Here is a 15,414-nt window from a genome sequence, read left to right as displayed (position 1 = left end):
CCAGGAGCCCCCATGCGCACCCTCAAGCTCGGCAGCACCGGCCCCGTCTCCTCCGTGCTCGGCCTCGGCTGCATGGGCATGTCCGCGCTGTACGGCGAGGCGGACCGGGGCGAGTCGATCGCCACGATCCACGCCGCCCTCGACGCGGGCGTCACCCTGCTCGACACCGGCGACTTCTACGCGATGGGCCACAACGAACTGCTCATCGGCGAAGCCCTGCGCACCGCCCCCGCCGCCCACCGCGAACAGGCCCTGACCAGCGTGAAGTTCGGCGCCCTCCGCGACCCGGACGGCGGCTGGGCCGGGTACGACGGCCGCCCGGCGGCGGTGAAGAACTTCGCCGCGTACTCGCTCCAGCGCCTCGGCGTCGACCACATCGACGTCTACCGCATCGCCCGCCTCGACCCGGACGTCCCCGTCGAGGAGACCGTCGGCGCCATCGCCGAGCTGGTCGAGAAGGGGTACGTGCGCCACATCGGCCTCTCCGAGGTCGGCGCCGACACGCTGCGCCGGGCCGCGGCCGTGGCACCGATCGCCGACCTCCAGATCGAGTACTCGCTCGTCTCCCGCGGCATCGAGGAGGAGATCCTGCCGACCGCCGCCGAGCTGGGCATCGGCGTCACCGCGTACGGCGTCCTGTCGCGCGGCCTGATCTCCGGGCACTTCACCCGCGACCGGCAGCTCGCCGCGGACGACTTCCGCGGCGTCAGCCCCCGCTTCCAGGGCGAGAACCTCCAGCGGAACCTGGACCTGGTCGACGCCCTGCGCGCGGTCGCCGACGCCAAGGGCGCGAGCGTCGCGCAGACCGCGATCGCCTGGGTGCTCGCCCAGGGCCCGAAGTCCGGCGCGAGCATCGTGCCGCTGGTCGGCGCCCGCCGCCGCGACCGCCTCGCCGAGGCGCTCGGCGCCCTGGACGTCACCCTCGACGACGCCGACCTCGCCGCCGTCGAGCGGGCCGTGCCCGCCGGTGCCGCCGCGGGCGCCCGCTACCCCGAGGCCCAGCTCGCGCACCTCGACAGCGAGCGCTGAGCCGCCGACGGCGGCGGGTACCGTCGTGACCATGGCTACGACCGAGACCCTCACCGCCGAGCGCATCCTCGCCACGACCGAGGAGGTGCTGCGCCGCCACGGCGCGGCCAAGGCCACCGTGGTGGACGTCGCCCGCGCGCTCGGCGTCAGCCACGCCAGCGTCTACCGCCACTTCCGTACGAAGGCGGCGCTGCGGGAGGCGGTCACCAAGCGCTGGCTGGACCGGACGACGGCCGAGCTGGGCGGCCTGTTCGAGCGGCCGTCGACCGAGGAGGAGCGGCTGCGCGCCTGGCTGTCGACGCTGTTCGCGGCCAAGCGCCGCAAGGCGGGCGACGACCCGGAGCTGTTCGCCACGTACGAGGTGCTGCTCGGCGAGAACAGCGAGGTGGTGGAGCGGCACATCGCGGACCTCGTCGGCCAGCTCCGCAGGATCGTCGAAGCGGGCGCGCGGTCCGGCGAGTTCGCGCCGCCCGCCCCGGACGCGGCGCTCACCGCCCGCGCGGTCTTCGACGCCACCAACCGCTTCCACGACCCGGCGTACGCGCGCGAGTGGACGTCCCCCGGCATCGAGACGGCGTTCGCCGCGGCGGTCGACCTGGTCGTACGCGGCCTGCGCCCCTGACCCCGCACCCCCGGGCGCCGCTCCCGCTCCCCGCTCCCCCGCACTCCCCACGTCCCACCCCCGCACCTCCCGTGCCTCCGCCCCACCCCCCGCATTCCGCCACATTCCCCCATTCCCCTGAGCCGCGCCCGCCGCGCCTGGTTGCCTGATCCCGGCAACGGCCGGATCACCAAGGGGAGAGCCAAGTGGCGCACGAGGCACGTGAGTTGGCGGAGTTCGACTACGTCGTGGTGGGGGCGGGGTCGGCCGGGTGCGTGCTCGCGGCGCGGCTCAGCGAGGACGCGGACCGCTCGGTGCTGCTGCTCGAAGCCGGTCCCCGGGAGGCGACGGCGGACATCGCGACGCCGTACAACTGGCCCGCGCTGTGGGGCACCGAGGTCGACCACGGCTACACCACCGTGCCGCAGGCGGGCGTCGGCGGCCTCACGCTGGTGTGCCCCCGCGGCCGGACCCTCGGCGGGTCCAGCGCGATCAACGCGATGGTGTTCCTGCGCGGCCACCGCGCCGACTACGACGGCTGGGCGGCCCTGGGCTGCGCGGGCTGGGCGTACGACGACGTCCTGCCGTACTTCCGGCGCATGGAGACCGTCCCCGGCAAGGATCCCGCCTACCGGGGCGACGCGGGCCCGCTGCGGCCCGCCCCCGTGGACCCCGCGCTCGCCAACCCGCTCTCGGCGGCCTTCGTCGAGGCCGCCACGGCCACCGGCCACCCCTACAGCGACGACTTCAACGGCGCCCGGCAGGAAGGCGCGGGCTGGCCGGACCTGACGATCTCCGGCGGCGCCCGGCAGAGCGCCGCCGACGCCTATCTGCTGCCCGCGCTCGCCACCCGCGACAACCTCACGGTGTCCACGGACTCCCGCGCCTACCGGCTGCTGTTCGACGACGACCGCTGCACCGGCGTGGAGTACCTGCGCGACGGCGCGCCCCAGCGGGCCTACCCGCGCGCCGAGGTGGTCGTCTGCGCGGGGGCCGTCGACTCGCCCCGGCTGCTGCTGCTCTCCGGCGTGGGCCCCGCCGACGAGCTGCGCCAGGCCGGGGTCGAGGTGCGGCACGACCTGCCGGGCGTGGGCCGCAACCTGCACGACCACCCGCTGTGCGGCCTGGTCTTCGCGGTGGACCGGCCGGTGCCCGCGCCCCGTACGAACATGTCGGAGGCCGCGCTGCACTGGCGCAGCGACCCGTCGCTCCCGGGCGCCGACATGCAGCTGATGTTCATCCACATCCCCTACTGCCCGCCGACGATGACCCCGCCCGAGCACGCCTTCACGCTCGGCGTGACCACGGTGCCGCGCAGCCGCGGCTCGGTGCGCCTCGCGGACGCCGACCCGGCCTCGGCGCCGCTGATCGACCCGGGCTATCTGCGCGACGAGGACGATGTGCGCAGGCTGCTGCACGGGGTGGAGGTGGCGCGCGAGGTGGCCGCGGCGGCGCCGTTCGCGAAGTGGGGCGCGCGCGAGGCGCTGCCCGGCGCGAGCGCGTCGGCGACGGAGCTGCGCGCGTTCCTCACGGCGGCCACCGGACCGTACTTCCACCTGGCGGGCAGCTGCGCGATGGGCGTGGGCGAGGACGCCGTAGTCGGCCCCGACCTGCGCGTACGGGGCCTCGCGGGCCTGCGGGTCGCGGACGCCTCGGTGATGCCGACGATCGTGTCGGTGAACACCAACGCGGCGGCCCTGATGATCGGCGAGAAGGCCGCGGACCTGGTGCGCGCGGCGGGCTGAGCGCACGCGGAAGCCCCCGGTTCCGCGCGGGAACCGGGGGCTTTTGCGGTGCCTACGGCACCCGGTGGCTCAGCAGCCGACGAGCCGCGTGGCGAGGTAGCCCTCGATCTGGTCGAGGGACACCCGCTCCTGCTTCATGGTGTCGCGCTCGCGCACGGTCACCGCGTTGTCCTCAAGGGTGTCGAAGTCGACGGTGACGCAGAACGGCGTGCCGATCTCGTCCTGGCGGCGGTAGCGGCGGCCGATGGCGCCCGCGTCGTCGAACTCGATGTTCCAGTTCTGCCGGAGCGCGGTCGCCAGGCCCTTGGCCTTCGGGGACAGCTCCGGGTTGCGGGACAGCGGCAGGACCGCGGCCTTCACCGGGGCGATGCGCGGGTCGAAGCGCATGACCGTGCGCTTCTCCAGCTTGCCCTTGGCGTTGGGGGCCTCGTCCTCGACGTACGAGTCCAGCAGGAACGCCAGCATCGTGCGGCCGACACCGGCCGCGGGCTCGATGACGTACGGCGTCCAGCGCTCGCCCGCCTCCTGGTCGAAGTACGACAGGTCCTGGCCGGAGGCCTTGGCGTGCGCCGACAGGTCGTAGTCCGTGCGGTTGGCGACGCCCTCCAGCTCACCCCACTCGCTGCCGCCGAACTGGAAGCGGTACTCGATGTCGGCGGTGCGCTTGGAGTAGTGGGAGAGCTTCTCCTTCGGGTGCTCGTACCACCGCATGTTCTCCTCGCGCAGGCCGAGGCCGGTGTACCAGTTCCAGCGCTGCTCCATCCAGTACTCCTGCCACTTCTCGTCCTCGCCCGGCTTGACGAAGAACTCCATCTCCATCTGCTCGAACTCGCGGGTGCGGAAGATGAAGTTGCCCGGCGTGATCTCGTTGCGGAACGACTTGCCCATCTGGGCGATGCCGAACGGCGGCTTGCGGCGCGAAGTGGTCTGCACCTGGGAGAAGTTGGTGAAGATGCCCTGCGCGGTCTCCGGGCGCAGGTACGCGACCGAGCCGCTGTCCTGCGTCGGGCCGAGGTGCGTCGACAGCAGGCCGCTGAACTGCTTGGGCTCGGTGAACTGGCCCTTGGTGCCGCAGTTGGGGCAGTTGATGTCCGCCAGGCCGTTCTCCGGGGCGCGGCCCTTCTTTTCCTCGTACGCCTCCTCCAGGTGGTCGGCGCGGTACCGCTTGTGGCAGGACGTGCACTCGGTCAGCGGGTCCGTGAACGTGGCGACGTGGCCGGAGGCCTGCCAGACCTCGGTGGCCAGGATCACGGACGAGTCGATACCGACGACGTCTTCCCGCGAGGTGACCATGTAACGCCACCACTGGCGCTTGATGTTCTCCTTCAGCTCCACGCCCAGGGGTCCGTAGTCCCAGGCGGCGCGCTGGCCGCCGTAGATCTCACTGCAGGGGAAGACGAAGCCTCGGCGCTTGCTCAGGCTGACGATGGTGTCGATCTTGTCGGCGGCCACGGTGCTCTCTTCATACGACGACGGGCGAAGCGAATGCTTCAGATTACCGGCGCCCGCACCCCCCGGATCAAATCGGTTCCCCTCCCTCCCACCCACCCGCCCTTCGTCGCGCTCCGCGCCTCGCCCTCAAACGCCTCTCCCTGGCGCGGGCGCCCCGCACCGCCCCATCGGCGCTCCGCGCCTCGCCCTCACACGCCGGGCAGGCTCGATAGTCGCGCTCCGCGCTCGTCCTCAAACGCCGGACGGGCTGAATCTTGCCCCGCGCCGTCGTCGGCTCCCCACGATCCGCCACGGCCGCGGCGCGGTGAATCAGCCCGTCCGGCGTTTGAGGACGAGGCCGGAGGCCGATTTACGGGGGTGCCAGGGGGCTGGCCCCATGGTTTCGGGAAAGGGGCGGGTCTGGGGCGCCCCCGCGAGGGCACCCACTTTGTTGACAATCGTTTCCACTTTTGTTGAAAATGACTGTCATGAACGCACGACGCCGCCGCCCCCTCATACCCACCCTCGCCCTCACGACCGCCGCCACCCTGGCCACGGCCGCCCTCACGGCCTGCTCCGCCAAGGACGACCCCGCGGCGAGCAACAACGAGGACAAGCTCGACGTGGTGGCGTCGTTCTACCCCATGGAGTACCTCGCGGAGCAGATCGGCGGGGAGCACGTCGAGGTCACCCGCCTCACCGAGCCCGGCCAGGAGCCGCACGACCTGGAGATCAGCGCGAAGCACACCGCGCAGCTGGAGGAGGCCGACGCGGCCCTCTACCTGAAGGGCCTCCAGCCCTCCGTGGACGAGGCCATAGGCCAGTCCCCGATCAAGACGAAGATCGACGCGGCGACCCTGACCAGCCTGGAGAAGCACGGCAACGAGGTCGGCGGCCACGCCGACGAGCACGACCACGAGGAAGAAACCCACGGCGACCACGAGGGCCACGACCACGGCCACGACCACGCCGACGGCGAGGACCCCCACATCTGGCTGGACCCCGTCCGCTACGCCGAGGTCGCCGAAGGCGTCGGCAAGGCCTTCGCGAAGGCCGACCCGGACCACAGGGCGGCGTACGAGAAGAACACCAAGGCCCTGGTGAAGAAGCTCACCGGCCTGGACACGGAGTTCAAGAACGGCCTGAAGGACACCGAGTCCAAGGTGTTCATCACGACGCACGCGGCCTTCGGCTACCTCGCCGAGCGGTACGGCCTGACCGAGGAGGCCATCAGCGGCCTGGACCCGGAGGGCGAGCCGAGCGCCGCGCGCGTGAAGGACCTCCAGAAGATGGCGAAGGCCGACGGGGTCACCACGGTGTTCTACGAGACGCTCGTCAGCGACAAGACGGCGAAGACCCTGGCGGACGACACCGGTCTGAAGACGGCCGTACTCGACCCGATCGAGGGCATCACGGACAAGTCCCAGGGTGACGACTACGTCCAGGTGATGCGGTCGAACCTGAAGGCGCTCCAGAAGGCGCTCGGCGCGAAGTGATCAACCAGGCAGACCAGGCCGGTCCAAGAGCGGAGAGGTGCGAGCCATGACCGAGGCGACAGGGGCACCCGTCATATCCCTGCGCGGGGTGACCGCCGAGCTGGGCGCGCGCCCGGTGCTGCGCGGCATCGACCTGACCGTGCGCCGCGGCGAGGTGGTCGCGCTGCTCGGCGCGAACGGCTCGGGCAAGTCCACGGCGGTCCGCAGCGTCATCGGCCAGGTGCCGACGACCGGCGGCGAGATCGAGCTGTTCGGCACCCCGCGCCGCCGCTTTGGCGACTGGGCCCGCGTGGGCTACGTACCGCAGCGCACCACGGCCGCGGGCGGCGTCCCGGCGACGGTCACGGAGGTCGTGACGTCGGGCCGCCTGTCCCGCACCCGGTTCGGGGTGCTGCGCAGGGCGGACCGCGAGGCGGTGCGCGCCGCGCTTGAGCGGGTCGGCATGGCGGACCGCGCCAAGGACTCGGTGAACGCGCTGTCGGGCGGCCAGCACCAGCGCGTCCTGATCGCCCGCGCCCTGGTCTCCGAGCCCGACCTGCTGATCATGGACGAGCCGATGGCGGGCGTGGACCTGGCCAGCCAGGAGGTCCTGGCGGCGACGCTGCGCGAGCAGGTCGAGCGCGGCGCGACGGTCCTGCTCGTCCTGCACGAGCTGGGCCCCCTGGAGCCGCTGATCGACCGCGCGGTCGTGCTGCGCGACGGCTGTGTGCTGCACGACGGCCCGCCCCCGAAGGCCGTGGGCCAGCACGCGCTGCCCGGCCACGACCACGTCCACCCGCACGACGCCGACGCGGCCCCGGTCCGCACCGGCCTGCTCACCTGAAGGACCCGGCGATGGAAATCCTGAACTACGCGTTCATGCAGCGCGCGCTGCTCGCCGCCGTCCTCGTCGGCGTCACCGCGCCCGCCGTCGGCATCTACCTGGTACAGCGCCGCCAGGCCCTGATGGGCGACGGTATCGGCCATGTCGCGATGACGGGCGTCGGCCTCGGCTTCCTGCTGTCCACCTCCCCGGTGTGGATGGCGACGGCGGTCGCGGTGGTCGGCGCGGTGGTCATGGAGCTGATCCGCTGGTACGGCAAGACGCGCGGCGACATCGCGCTCGCGATGCTGTTCTACGGCGGCATGGCGGGCGGCGTGATGTTCATCAACCTCGCGCCGGGCGGCTCCAACGCCAATCTGAACTCGTACCTCTTCGGCTCCCTCTCGACGGTCTCCCCCGACGACGTGACGGCGATCTGCCTGCTCGCGGCGTTCGTGGTCGTGGTCACGGTCGGCCTGCGCCGCCAGCTGTTCGCGGTCAGCCAGGACGAGGAGTTCGCCCGGGTCACCGGCCTGCCGGTGCGCGCCCTGAACCTCCTGACGGCCGTCACCGCCGCCGTCACGGTCACCGTCGCCATGCGGGTCGTGGGCCTGCTCCTGGTGTCGGCCCTGATGGTGGTGCCGGTCGCGGCGGCCCAGCAGCTCACCCGCGGCTTCGCGGCGACGTTCGCGATCGCGGTGACCATCGGCGTCGGCGTCACGATCGGCGGCACCGTCACCTCGTACTACCAGGACGTGCCCCCGGGCGCGACGATCGTGCTGCTGACCATCGGCGTGTTCGTCGCGCTGACGGTTCTGGCCACGCCGCTGGCCCGCCGAAGGGCGCGGGCGCAGGCAAGCAGCGGCGCGGCGTGCACGGCGGGCGTGCCGGGCGCGCGAGGCACGTCGGACGAGATCAAGGTCTGAGCAGGCGGTCACCCGGGCAGTGATCGGAAGGGGCCCGCGCGGGGTCCGGAAGCGGTCCGGTCTTGACCGGTCTGGACCACGTCCGATCACTGTCCGAGAGCGCTCTGGTCACGGTCCTGTAGCGACCTGGCACAATGGCCGGGAGATTCTGACGGTGACGTTGTGTGCGGGCGAGCGCTGAGGAGGCATCTGTGACTACGGCGGGACCCCCCGTGCGAGGCCGGTCCACCCGGCAGCGTGCCGCGGTGGCCGCGGCACTCGACGAGGTGGACGAGTTCCGCAGCGCGCAGGAGCTCCACGACATGCTCAGGCACCGCGGCGACTCGGTCGGCCTGACCACGGTCTACCGCACGCTCCAGTCCCTCGCCGACGCGGGCGAGGTCGACGTCCTGCGGACCACCGAGGGCGAGGCCGTCTACCGCCGCTGCTCCACCGGCGAGCACCACCACCACCTGGTGTGCCGCGTCTGCGGCAAGGCCGTCGAGGTCGAGGGCCCCGCGGTGGAGAAGTGGGCCGAGGCCATCGCCACGGAGCACGGCTATGTGAACGTGGCGCACACGGTCGAGATCTTCGGCACGTGCGCGGACTGCGCCAAGAAGTAGCGAGCCGAGAAGCAGCGGTCCGGGAAGCAGCGAGCCAAGGAGCAGCGAGCCGTCCGTACGAGGGCCCGCACCGTCGACGAGACGGCGCGGGCCCTTCGTCATGGGGCGTCTAGCCCTTCTTGAGCTGCTCCTCGTTGGGGATCGCGCCGCCGAAGCGGCGGTCGCGCGAGGCGTACTCCAGGCAGGCCCGCCACAGGTCGCGGCGGTCGAAGTCCGGCCACAGCACGTCCTGGAAGACCATCTCGGCGTACGCGCTCTGCCAGATCAGGTAGTTGGAGGTGCGCTGCTCGCCGCTGGGCCGCAGGAACAGGTCCACGTCCGGCATGTCCGGGTAGTACAGGTACTTCGCGAGGGCTTTCTCGCTGACCTTCGACGGGTCGAGCCGTCCCGCGCGCACGTCCTCCGCGAGGGCCTTCGCGGCGTCGGCGATCTCGGCGCGGCCGCCGTAGTTCATGCAGAAGTACAGGGTCAGCCGGTCGTTGTCCTTGGTCTGCTCCTGGGCGATCTGGAGCTCCTTGGCCACGGACTTCCACAGCTTGGGCATGCGCCCCACCCAGCGCACCCGCACGCCGAGGTCGTCGAGCTGGTCCCGGCTCTTGCGGATGAAGTCCCGGTTGAAGTTCATCAGGAAGCGCACCTCGTCCGGGGACCGCTTCCAGTTCTCCGTGGAGAACGCGTACAGGGAGATGCTGCCGACGCCCATCTCGATGGCGCCCTGGAGCACGTCGACGACCCGCTCGGCGCCGACCTTGTGCCCCTCGGTGCGCGGCAGGCCCCGCTCCTTCGCCCAGCGGCCGTTGCCGTCCATCACGACGGCCACGTGCCGCGGCACCAGCTCGCCCGGGATCTTCGGCGGCTGCGCGCCCGAGGGGTGGGGCTCGGGCTCCCGGTACTCACGGCGGGACCGTCCGAGGATTCCGCGACGTGCCATAAGGAACTACTCCAGTTTCTCTGCGTACTTCGCGTTGCTTGGCGTTGCTTGGCGTGCTGAGGGTCGTACCGGGGGGTGCCGGGGGGTGCCGCTACTTCTCCACGTACCGCAGCGAGCGCAGGCCGCGCTCCAAGTGCCAGTGCAGATAGGCCGATACGAGCCCGCTGCCCTCCCGCGCGTGCCGGGCCTCGCAGGCGTCCGCCGTCTGCCAGTCGCCCGTCAGCAGCGCCGCGAGGTGCGTGAGGGTCTCCGCCGACGGTACGACGCTGCCGGGCACCCGGCAGTCTCCGCAAATCGAGCCGCCGGACGCGACCGAGAAGAACCGGTTGGGCCCGGGGAGCCCGCACTTGGCGCAGGCGTCGAAGCTCGGCGCGTAGCCGTTCACGGCGAGGGAGCGCAGCAGGAACGCGTCCAGCACCAGATGCGGCTCGTGCTCGCCCCTGGCCAGCGTCCGCAGGCCGCCCACCAGCAGCAGGTACTGCTGCACCGCGGGCTCCCCTTCGTGGTCGGTGAACCGCTCCGCCGTCTCCAGCATGGCCGTCCCCGCCGTGTACCGCGCGTAGTCGCTGACGATGCCGCTCCCGTACGGAGCGATGGTCTCACTCTGCGTGCACAGCGGCAGCCCCCGTCCGACCAGCTCGCTGCCCCGCGCGAAGAACTGCACGTCCACGTGCGAGAACGGCTCCAGGCGCGCCCCGAACTTCGACTTCGTCCGGCGCACCCCCCGCGCCACGGCCCGCACGCGCCCGTGCCCCCGCGTGAGCAGCGTGATGATGCGGTCCGCCTCCCCCAGCTTCTGGGTGCGCAACACGACACCGTCGTCACGGAACAGGCTCATGGGCCCATTCTCCCGTATGCCGGGGGGCTGGCCGCGCGCCGGTAACGTTCGGGGCCCATCCCCCTCCCGGAGGCGGCAGTGAGCACACCCGACGGCCCGCTGATCCCGATGCCCGAGCCGACCCTCTCCCCTGCGTACGTTCGTCCACTCCTGGGCCGTCTTCGTGGCCATCGAGCGGCATCCGCGGCGCGCCGCCCGACTGCGTGAGCTGGAGCGCTTCGTCAGCGTCGGCGACAGCGACCCCATGGACGCCGTGACGGAGATCCGCCAGATCCGGGAAGCCGCCGAAGCCGAGGCCGGGCTCCGGTGCACGACCGGCCCCGGCACCTCGGGCCGCCCGGCGCGACCGCCGGGCGCGTACGCCTGATCAGCGGGTCCGCCCGCCCCTCACCGGAGCGGCACCACCCGGTGCGGCTGGCGCCCCCGCCCCGCAGTCAAGGCACCTCCCCCTGCTGCGCGCGTTCGCGTACGCCGTCGCCGCGCGCAGCCGCTCCGCCGTGGTCGCCGTCCGCAGCGACTCCGGTCGGCAGTCCCACTCCCGGCCGCCCCCGTACGGGCGCAGCTGCACGTACGGGCCCTCGTGGCCCATCACCCGCCCGACCCTCCCGGTCCGGGTGTCCACCGCGTACGTCCCGATCGGCAGCCTCATGGGTGCGCCCCCTCACCTGGCAGACAGGCGGCCAGGCGCGCCGCCGCCTCCACGGAGCAGCGTCCCAGGTCCACCACCGGGCACGGCGCCTGCCGCGCGACACTCACCGGGTCCACCCGCAGCGACGGCACCGAGATTCCCGCCCTCTCCAGGGCGGCGCGCAAGTTTTTCACCGTGTCCTCCGCGTCTTCCACACACGCCGCCGAGTGCTTCTCACCAGCGGCCCTTTTCGCCGTCACGTGGCTCCCCTTTGCCGTCGATTTTCACGCTTCGTATCTCCACGGTGACGCATTGCGTCTACGCTTGGCAGGAGTCTGTGCGCTACAAGTGCGGCGCAGGGGAAGGGAGTTATCCATGGCCAAAGGTGCCCATGGGTCACGCCAGGCGGCCTGGGAGTTCTTCGGTACGGAGTTAAAGCGGCGCCGGGAGAACGCGGGCCTCACGCAGGTGGAGCTGGGGGCCCGCGTTTTCGTGTCGGGCGGGTACATCGGCCAATTCGAACAGGCCATTCGGAAGCCGCAGTTGGATGTGGCTCAGCGGATCGACGAGGTCCTGCAAACCGAGGGCTTTTTCGAGCGGTTGTGGAAGAAGCTGATCAAGGACTCGCCGTTCGCGTCGTGGTTCGAGGAGGTGGTGGAGCTTGAGCGGCTGGCCACCAAGATCAGCGAGTTCGCGCCCACGATTGTGCCTGGGCTGCTTCAGACACCCGCGTACGTCCGGGCAATCATGGTGTCGGGCAACCCGTTCGCGACGGACGAGTACATCGAGGAGAAGGTGCAGGCTCGGGTGGAGCGAGGGCGCATCCTCAAGGACGCCACCCGACCCAAGTACTGGGCGATCCTCCACGAGTGCGTCCTGCGGGTCCCGGTCGGCGGCCCGGCCACAATGGCCGAGCAGTTGGAGCACATCCTGACGCTCGCGCGCGTGCGGACGATCCTCGTACAGGTTCTGCCGTTCGCGGCCGGGGCCCACCCCTCCATCGGCAAGATGATGAAGCTGATGGAGTTCGAAGACGCGCCGCCAACTGCCTATACAGAAAGCTTGCTTTCGGGGAATCTGCTGGACGAACCGTCGGTGGTGAAGCACAGCCTGGAGATCTACGATCACCTTAGGGCCGCCGCGATGTCGCCGGAGGCGTCCCTCACCCTGATCGAATCGGCGGCTGAGGACTTCAGACAATGCGCGAGTACGAGCTGATCAACGCCCACTGGCGCAAGAGCAGTTACAGCGACGAGCACGGCGGCGACTGCGTCGAGGTCGCCGATGGCGCTCACGGGGTCGTGCCCGTCCGGGACAGCAAGATCCCGGACGGGCACGTCCTGTTCATAGGCGCCCCGGCCTGGACCCGCTTCGTCAACGGCATCACCGCCTCCTGCTGACGTCGTCGCCGGAGGCCTTCCTGCCCCTGATCGAATCAGCGACGGAGGACTACAGCCCATGCGTGAGATCGACTTGAGCACCGCCCAGTGGCACAAGAGCAGCCACAGCGGCGACGAGGCAAACGAGTGCGTCGAAGTCGCCGACGGCGCTCACGGGGTCGTGCCCGTCCGGGACAGCAAGGTGGTGGACGGGCCCGTCCTCGTCATCGGCGCCCCGGCCTGGACCCACTTCATCAACGGCGTAGCCACGGTTCGCTGACGTTGCCCATCGCATCGGGGACGGGGGACCACAGGCCATGCGCGAGGTCCACCTGAGCAACGCCCACTGGCGCACGAGCAGCCACAGCGATCAGCACGGCGGTGACTGCGTCGAAGTCGCCGACGGCGCTCACGGGGTCGTGCCCGTCCGGGACAGCAAGGTGGTGGACGGGCCCGTCCTCGTCATCAGCGCCCCGGCCTGGACCCACTTCATCAACGGCGTAGCCACGGTTCACTGACGTTGCCCATCGCATCGGGGACGGGGGACCGCAGCCCATGCGCGAAGTCCACCTGAGCAACGCCCACTGGCGCACGAGCAGCCACAGCGATCAGCACGGCGGTGACTGCGTCGAAGTCGCCGACGGCGCTCACGGGGTCGTGCCCGTCCGGGACAGCAAGGTGGTGGACGGGCCCGTCCTCGTCATCAGCGCCCCGGCCTGGACCCACTTCATCAACGGCGTAGCCACGGTTCACTGACGTTGCCCATCGCATCGGGGACGGGGGACCGCAGCCCATGCGCGAAGTCCACCTGAGCAACGCCCGCTGGCGCACGAGCAGCCACAGCGATCAGCACGACGGCGACTGCGTCGAAGTCGCCGAAGGCGCTCACGGGGCCGTGCCCGTCCGGGACAGCAAGATGGTGGACGGGCCCGTCCTGGTCGTCGGCGCCGCCGCCTGGACCCACTTCCTCACCGGCATCACCACCCCCCGCTGACGTTGCCGCCGAAGGCCGTCCCTGATCAAATCAGCGACGGAGGACCACAGCCCATGCGCGAGGTCGACCTGAGCAACGCCCACTGGCGCAAGCGCAGTTACAGCTACGAGCACGGCGGCGACAGCGTCGAGGTCACCGAAGGCACTCACGGCATCGTGCCCGTCCGGGGCAGCAAGATCCCGGACGGGCACGTCCTGTTCATCGGCACCCCGGCCTGGACCCACTTCATCAACGGCGTAGACCCCGGTCGAATCAGCGACGCAGACCACAACCCAACGGATGCGCAGGAGGGCGATGACGGGCTTGATGCCTTTCGCCCGGACGCAGCCGCTGGCGGGGGCGGCCGCGGTTGCCGCCGTCACGGCCCGCGGGAGCTGTCGATCACCGCCCGCGACAGGTCCAGGCGGCCGGTGGCCCGCAACTCGGGCGCCGCTGGTGACAGGCGGGGACCGGCGGTAGCGATTCGATCCGCGACCACAACTCGCCGTCAACCAGCCAGGGTTGAGGGTCGCGCTTGCTCACGCCCAAGCAACCGGCCCCCTCGCCCACAGGACACGGTCAGAGGCGGCGCCAGCGCCCACCCCGCGCGGCCGGGCCGACGAGAACGGCGGCGGTCGCGACCGCCAGCGCGGCGCCGGTGGCGAGGATCTGCGGCGGGGTGAGTGCCCCCGCCTGGCTCAGGAGGGTGATCCCGTACGGCACGAACATGCCCGCGTACGCGGCGGCCCAGAAGTACGCGGTGAGGCGGGCGAGCCGGTGGGGCGGGGCGAGGGCGGCGACTTCGCCAAGGCAGTGCGTGAGTACGAACCCGTAACCACCGCCCAGCGCGGCGGCGGCGCCCAGGGCCAGGGGCCAGGACTCGGCATGCGCGGCGAGGGTGGCGAGGACGAGGCCGAAGGCGATGGCGAGCAGGCCGACGACGGCGTTGGCCAGGGGCCTGACCAGCCGCCGGGCGACGGGCTGGACGAGGAGCCCGGTGCCGGGAACGACGGAGGTGGCGACGCCCGCGTAGAGCAGGCCGCCGTGCACGAGCCCGGGCAGGGTCACGAACCCCACGGTGGGCGCGGCGAACACCCAGGGGGCGACGGGCAGCACGCTCCGCCGGAACCACCCACGCGAGGCGCCCCGCGCCAAGGGGCCACCCGACGCAGCCGCCCCCGCACGGGTGGGCGGGTGGGAAACCCCCGCCGCGGTAGCGGCGACACCCGCCGAACCAGCCGCAGCGCCCCGCGCCGGGGGGCCACCGGGCGAAGCCAGACCCGCAGGGGTGGGCGGGTGGGAAGGGGCGCCGCCCAAGCCCGCCGCAGCGCCCCGCGCCAGGGGCCCGCCAGGCGAAGCCAGGGCCGCACGGGCGGGCGGGTGGGAAAGGGCCCCGCCAGGCGAAGCCAACCCCGCACGGGTGGGCGGGTGGGAAAGGGCCCCGCCCAAAGACTCCGGTGCCGACCGGGCCAGCGCCAGCGCGACGGCGGCCAGGAGCACGTGGGGCACATACGCGGTCACCAACGGCACCGGCGCCCACTGTGCGATGACGGCCGCCACCAGCCCGCCGGAGGCGAAGCCACCGGACACGAACAGCCCGGCCCGCCTCCCGGCCCCCGGCACCCCGCCGGAAAGCTCCTTGATCCACGCGCTACCGGCCGCCAGCAGGGCCCCGGCACTCACCCCCGTAAGAAAGCGCCCGGGCAACAGCAGCCCGGGAACCACGGCGCCGAGGACGAAGACGACGGTGGACAGCAGGTTCAGCGCCAGCGCGCCCAGCGCGATCCGGCGGCGGCCACGGCGGTCGGCGAGGGGCCCGGCCACCAGGAGGCCGGGGATGAGCCCGACGACGTACACGGCGAAGAGGCCGGTGACGGCGGACTCGGACAGGCCCTGCTCGGAGCGGTACGCGCCGAGCAGGGAGGAGAACTGGTTGGCGCTCCACCCGGAGGCAGTCATCATCCAGGCGGTACGCAACCCGTGGTCGGGAGGGGCGGTGGTGCTCATGGGGCCCAGTTGTAGGCGGAGCCCCC

At 71.9% G+C, this 15,414-nt stretch carries 19 protein-coding genes and 1 pseudogene; 15 read left to right on the top strand and 5 right to left on the bottom strand.

What is annotated here, in order from left to right; translation table 11 throughout:
• Nucleotides 1-12 precede the first annotated feature (12 nt).
• The 3 genes from ACOBQU_RS26155 to ACOBQU_RS26145 all read left to right on the top strand — a co-directional run bounded on the left by ACOBQU_RS26155 (nt 13) and on the right by ACOBQU_RS26145 (nt 3,375).
• Complete coding sequence (locus ACOBQU_RS26155; RefSeq protein WP_423630069.1) at nt 13-1,029, top strand: aldo/keto reductase; 1,017 nt, start codon at nt 13-15, stop codon at nt 1,027-1,029.
• 31 nt (nt 1,030-1,060) lie between these two features.
• Nucleotides 1,061-1,651: a TetR family transcriptional regulator gene (locus ACOBQU_RS26150; RefSeq protein WP_423630067.1), complete on the top strand. Its 591-nt coding sequence runs from the start codon at nt 1,061-1,063 to the stop codon at nt 1,649-1,651.
• Nucleotides 1,652-1,836: 185 nt separating this feature from the next.
• On the top strand, nt 1,837-3,375 hold the full coding sequence (locus tag ACOBQU_RS26145; RefSeq protein ID WP_423630065.1) for a GMC family oxidoreductase: 1,539 nt from the start codon (nt 1,837-1,839) through the stop codon (nt 3,373-3,375).
• A gap of 69 nt (nt 3,376-3,444) precedes the next feature.
• Here the strand turns inward: ACOBQU_RS26145 and ACOBQU_RS26140 are convergent, their stop codons facing one another.
• Nucleotides 3,445-4,827 carry a glycine--tRNA ligase gene (locus ACOBQU_RS26140; protein WP_423630063.1) on the bottom strand — a complete coding sequence of 461 codons (1,383 nt, stop codon included), beginning with the start codon at nt 4,825-4,827 and terminating at the stop codon, nt 3,445-3,447.
• 467 nt (nt 4,828-5,294) lie between these two features.
• On the opposite strand from ACOBQU_RS26140, the gene ACOBQU_RS26135 reads away from it, so the two are divergent.
• The 4 genes from ACOBQU_RS26135 to ACOBQU_RS26120 all read left to right on the top strand — a co-directional run bounded on the left by ACOBQU_RS26135 (nt 5,295) and on the right by ACOBQU_RS26120 (nt 8,632).
• Nucleotides 5,295-6,302: a metal ABC transporter substrate-binding protein gene (locus ACOBQU_RS26135; RefSeq protein WP_423630061.1), complete on the top strand. Its 1,008-nt coding sequence runs from the start codon at nt 5,295-5,297 to the stop codon at nt 6,300-6,302.
• Between the two features lie 46 nt (nt 6,303-6,348).
• The gene (locus ACOBQU_RS26130) at nt 6,349-7,125 is read left to right on the top strand and encodes a metal ABC transporter ATP-binding protein (protein WP_423630059.1); all 777 of its coding nucleotides are present in this window, start codon (nt 6,349-6,351) and stop codon (nt 7,123-7,125) included.
• A gap of 11 nt (nt 7,126-7,136) precedes the next feature.
• Complete coding sequence (locus ACOBQU_RS26125) at nt 7,137-8,030, top strand: metal ABC transporter permease (protein WP_423630057.1); 894 nt, start codon at nt 7,137-7,139, stop codon at nt 8,028-8,030.
• Between the two features lie 191 nt (nt 8,031-8,221).
• Nucleotides 8,222-8,632 (top strand): Fur family transcriptional regulator, encoded by a 411-nt coding sequence (locus ACOBQU_RS26120; protein ID WP_423630055.1) that lies wholly within the window; start codon nt 8,222-8,224, stop codon nt 8,630-8,632.
• Nucleotides 8,633-8,741: 109 nt separating this feature from the next.
• Here the strand turns inward: ACOBQU_RS26120 and ACOBQU_RS26115 are convergent, their stop codons facing one another.
• Both ACOBQU_RS26115 and recO read right to left on the bottom strand, forming a co-directional pair.
• Nucleotides 8,742-9,563 (bottom strand): isoprenyl transferase, encoded by an 822-nt coding sequence (locus tag ACOBQU_RS26115; RefSeq protein ID WP_423630053.1) that lies wholly within the window; start codon nt 9,561-9,563, stop codon nt 8,742-8,744.
• 91 nt (nt 9,564-9,654) lie between these two features.
• Nucleotides 9,655-10,401, bottom strand: coding sequence for a DNA repair protein RecO (recO, locus tag ACOBQU_RS26110; RefSeq protein ID WP_423630051.1), 747 nt, complete (start codon nt 10,399-10,401; stop codon nt 9,655-9,657).
• 163 nt (nt 10,402-10,564) lie between these two features.
• On the opposite strand from recO, the gene ACOBQU_RS26105 reads away from it, so the two are divergent.
• On the top strand, nt 10,565-10,768 hold the full coding sequence (locus tag ACOBQU_RS26105; protein WP_423630049.1) for a hypothetical protein: 204 nt from the start codon (nt 10,565-10,567) through the stop codon (nt 10,766-10,768).
• Between the two features lie 78 nt (nt 10,769-10,846).
• On the opposite strand, the pseudogene ACOBQU_RS26100 reads toward ACOBQU_RS26105, so the two are convergent.
• Nucleotides 10,847-11,050 (bottom strand): annotated as a pseudogene (locus ACOBQU_RS26100) (hypothetical protein); the annotation flags it as partial.
• Nucleotides 11,051-11,404: 354 nt separating this feature from the next.
• Here ACOBQU_RS26100 and ACOBQU_RS26095 point away from each other — a divergent pair.
• The 7 genes from ACOBQU_RS26095 to ACOBQU_RS26065 are packed head-to-tail and all read left to right on the top strand — an operon-like array spanning nt 11,405 to nt 14,064.
• Entirely contained in the window at nt 11,405-12,247 is an 843-nt protein-coding gene (locus tag ACOBQU_RS26095; RefSeq protein WP_423630047.1) for a helix-turn-helix domain-containing protein, read from the top strand.
• Nucleotides 12,229-12,429 carry a DUF397 domain-containing protein gene (locus ACOBQU_RS26090; RefSeq protein WP_423630045.1) on the top strand — a complete coding sequence of 67 codons (201 nt, stop codon included), beginning with the start codon at nt 12,229-12,231 and terminating at the stop codon, nt 12,427-12,429. Before ACOBQU_RS26095 ends, ACOBQU_RS26090 begins: the two co-directional genes overlap by 19 nt.
• A 58-nt stretch (nt 12,430-12,487) precedes the next feature.
• Nucleotides 12,488-12,688 carry a DUF397 domain-containing protein gene (locus tag ACOBQU_RS26085; protein ID WP_423630043.1) on the top strand — a complete coding sequence of 67 codons (201 nt, stop codon included), beginning with the start codon at nt 12,488-12,490 and terminating at the stop codon, nt 12,686-12,688.
• Nucleotides 12,689-12,725: 37 nt separating this feature from the next.
• A complete protein-coding gene (locus tag ACOBQU_RS26080; RefSeq protein WP_423630041.1) occupies nt 12,726-12,926 on the top strand; it encodes a DUF397 domain-containing protein in 201 nt (66 codons plus the stop codon).
• A 37-nt stretch (nt 12,927-12,963) separates the two neighbouring features.
• Nucleotides 12,964-13,164, top strand: coding sequence for a DUF397 domain-containing protein (locus ACOBQU_RS26075; RefSeq protein ID WP_423630041.1), 201 nt, complete (start codon nt 12,964-12,966; stop codon nt 13,162-13,164).
• Between the two features lie 37 nt (nt 13,165-13,201).
• On the top strand, nt 13,202-13,402 hold the full coding sequence (locus tag ACOBQU_RS26070; RefSeq protein WP_423630039.1) for a DUF397 domain-containing protein: 201 nt from the start codon (nt 13,202-13,204) through the stop codon (nt 13,400-13,402).
• 53 nt (nt 13,403-13,455) lie between these two features.
• Nucleotides 13,456-14,064, top strand: coding sequence for a DUF397 domain-containing protein (locus tag ACOBQU_RS26065; RefSeq protein WP_423630037.1), 609 nt, complete (start codon nt 13,456-13,458; stop codon nt 14,062-14,064).
• On the opposite strand, the gene ACOBQU_RS26060 is transcribed toward ACOBQU_RS26065, so the two are convergent.
• Nucleotides 13,961-15,388 (bottom strand): MFS transporter, encoded by a 1,428-nt coding sequence (locus ACOBQU_RS26060; protein WP_423630035.1) that lies wholly within the window; start codon nt 15,386-15,388, stop codon nt 13,961-13,963. The two genes, ACOBQU_RS26065 and ACOBQU_RS26060, sit on opposite strands and share 104 nt — an antisense overlap.
• Nucleotides 15,389-15,414 lie beyond the last annotated feature (26 nt).

The sequence above is a fragment of the Streptomyces sp. G45 genome, assembly GCF_049542095.1.
Classification (GTDB): Bacteria; Actinomycetota; Actinomycetes; order Streptomycetales; family Streptomycetaceae; genus Streptomyces.
Note: the sequence above shows the minus strand (reverse complement) of the source record. Positions and strands in the feature narration are given on the sequence as shown.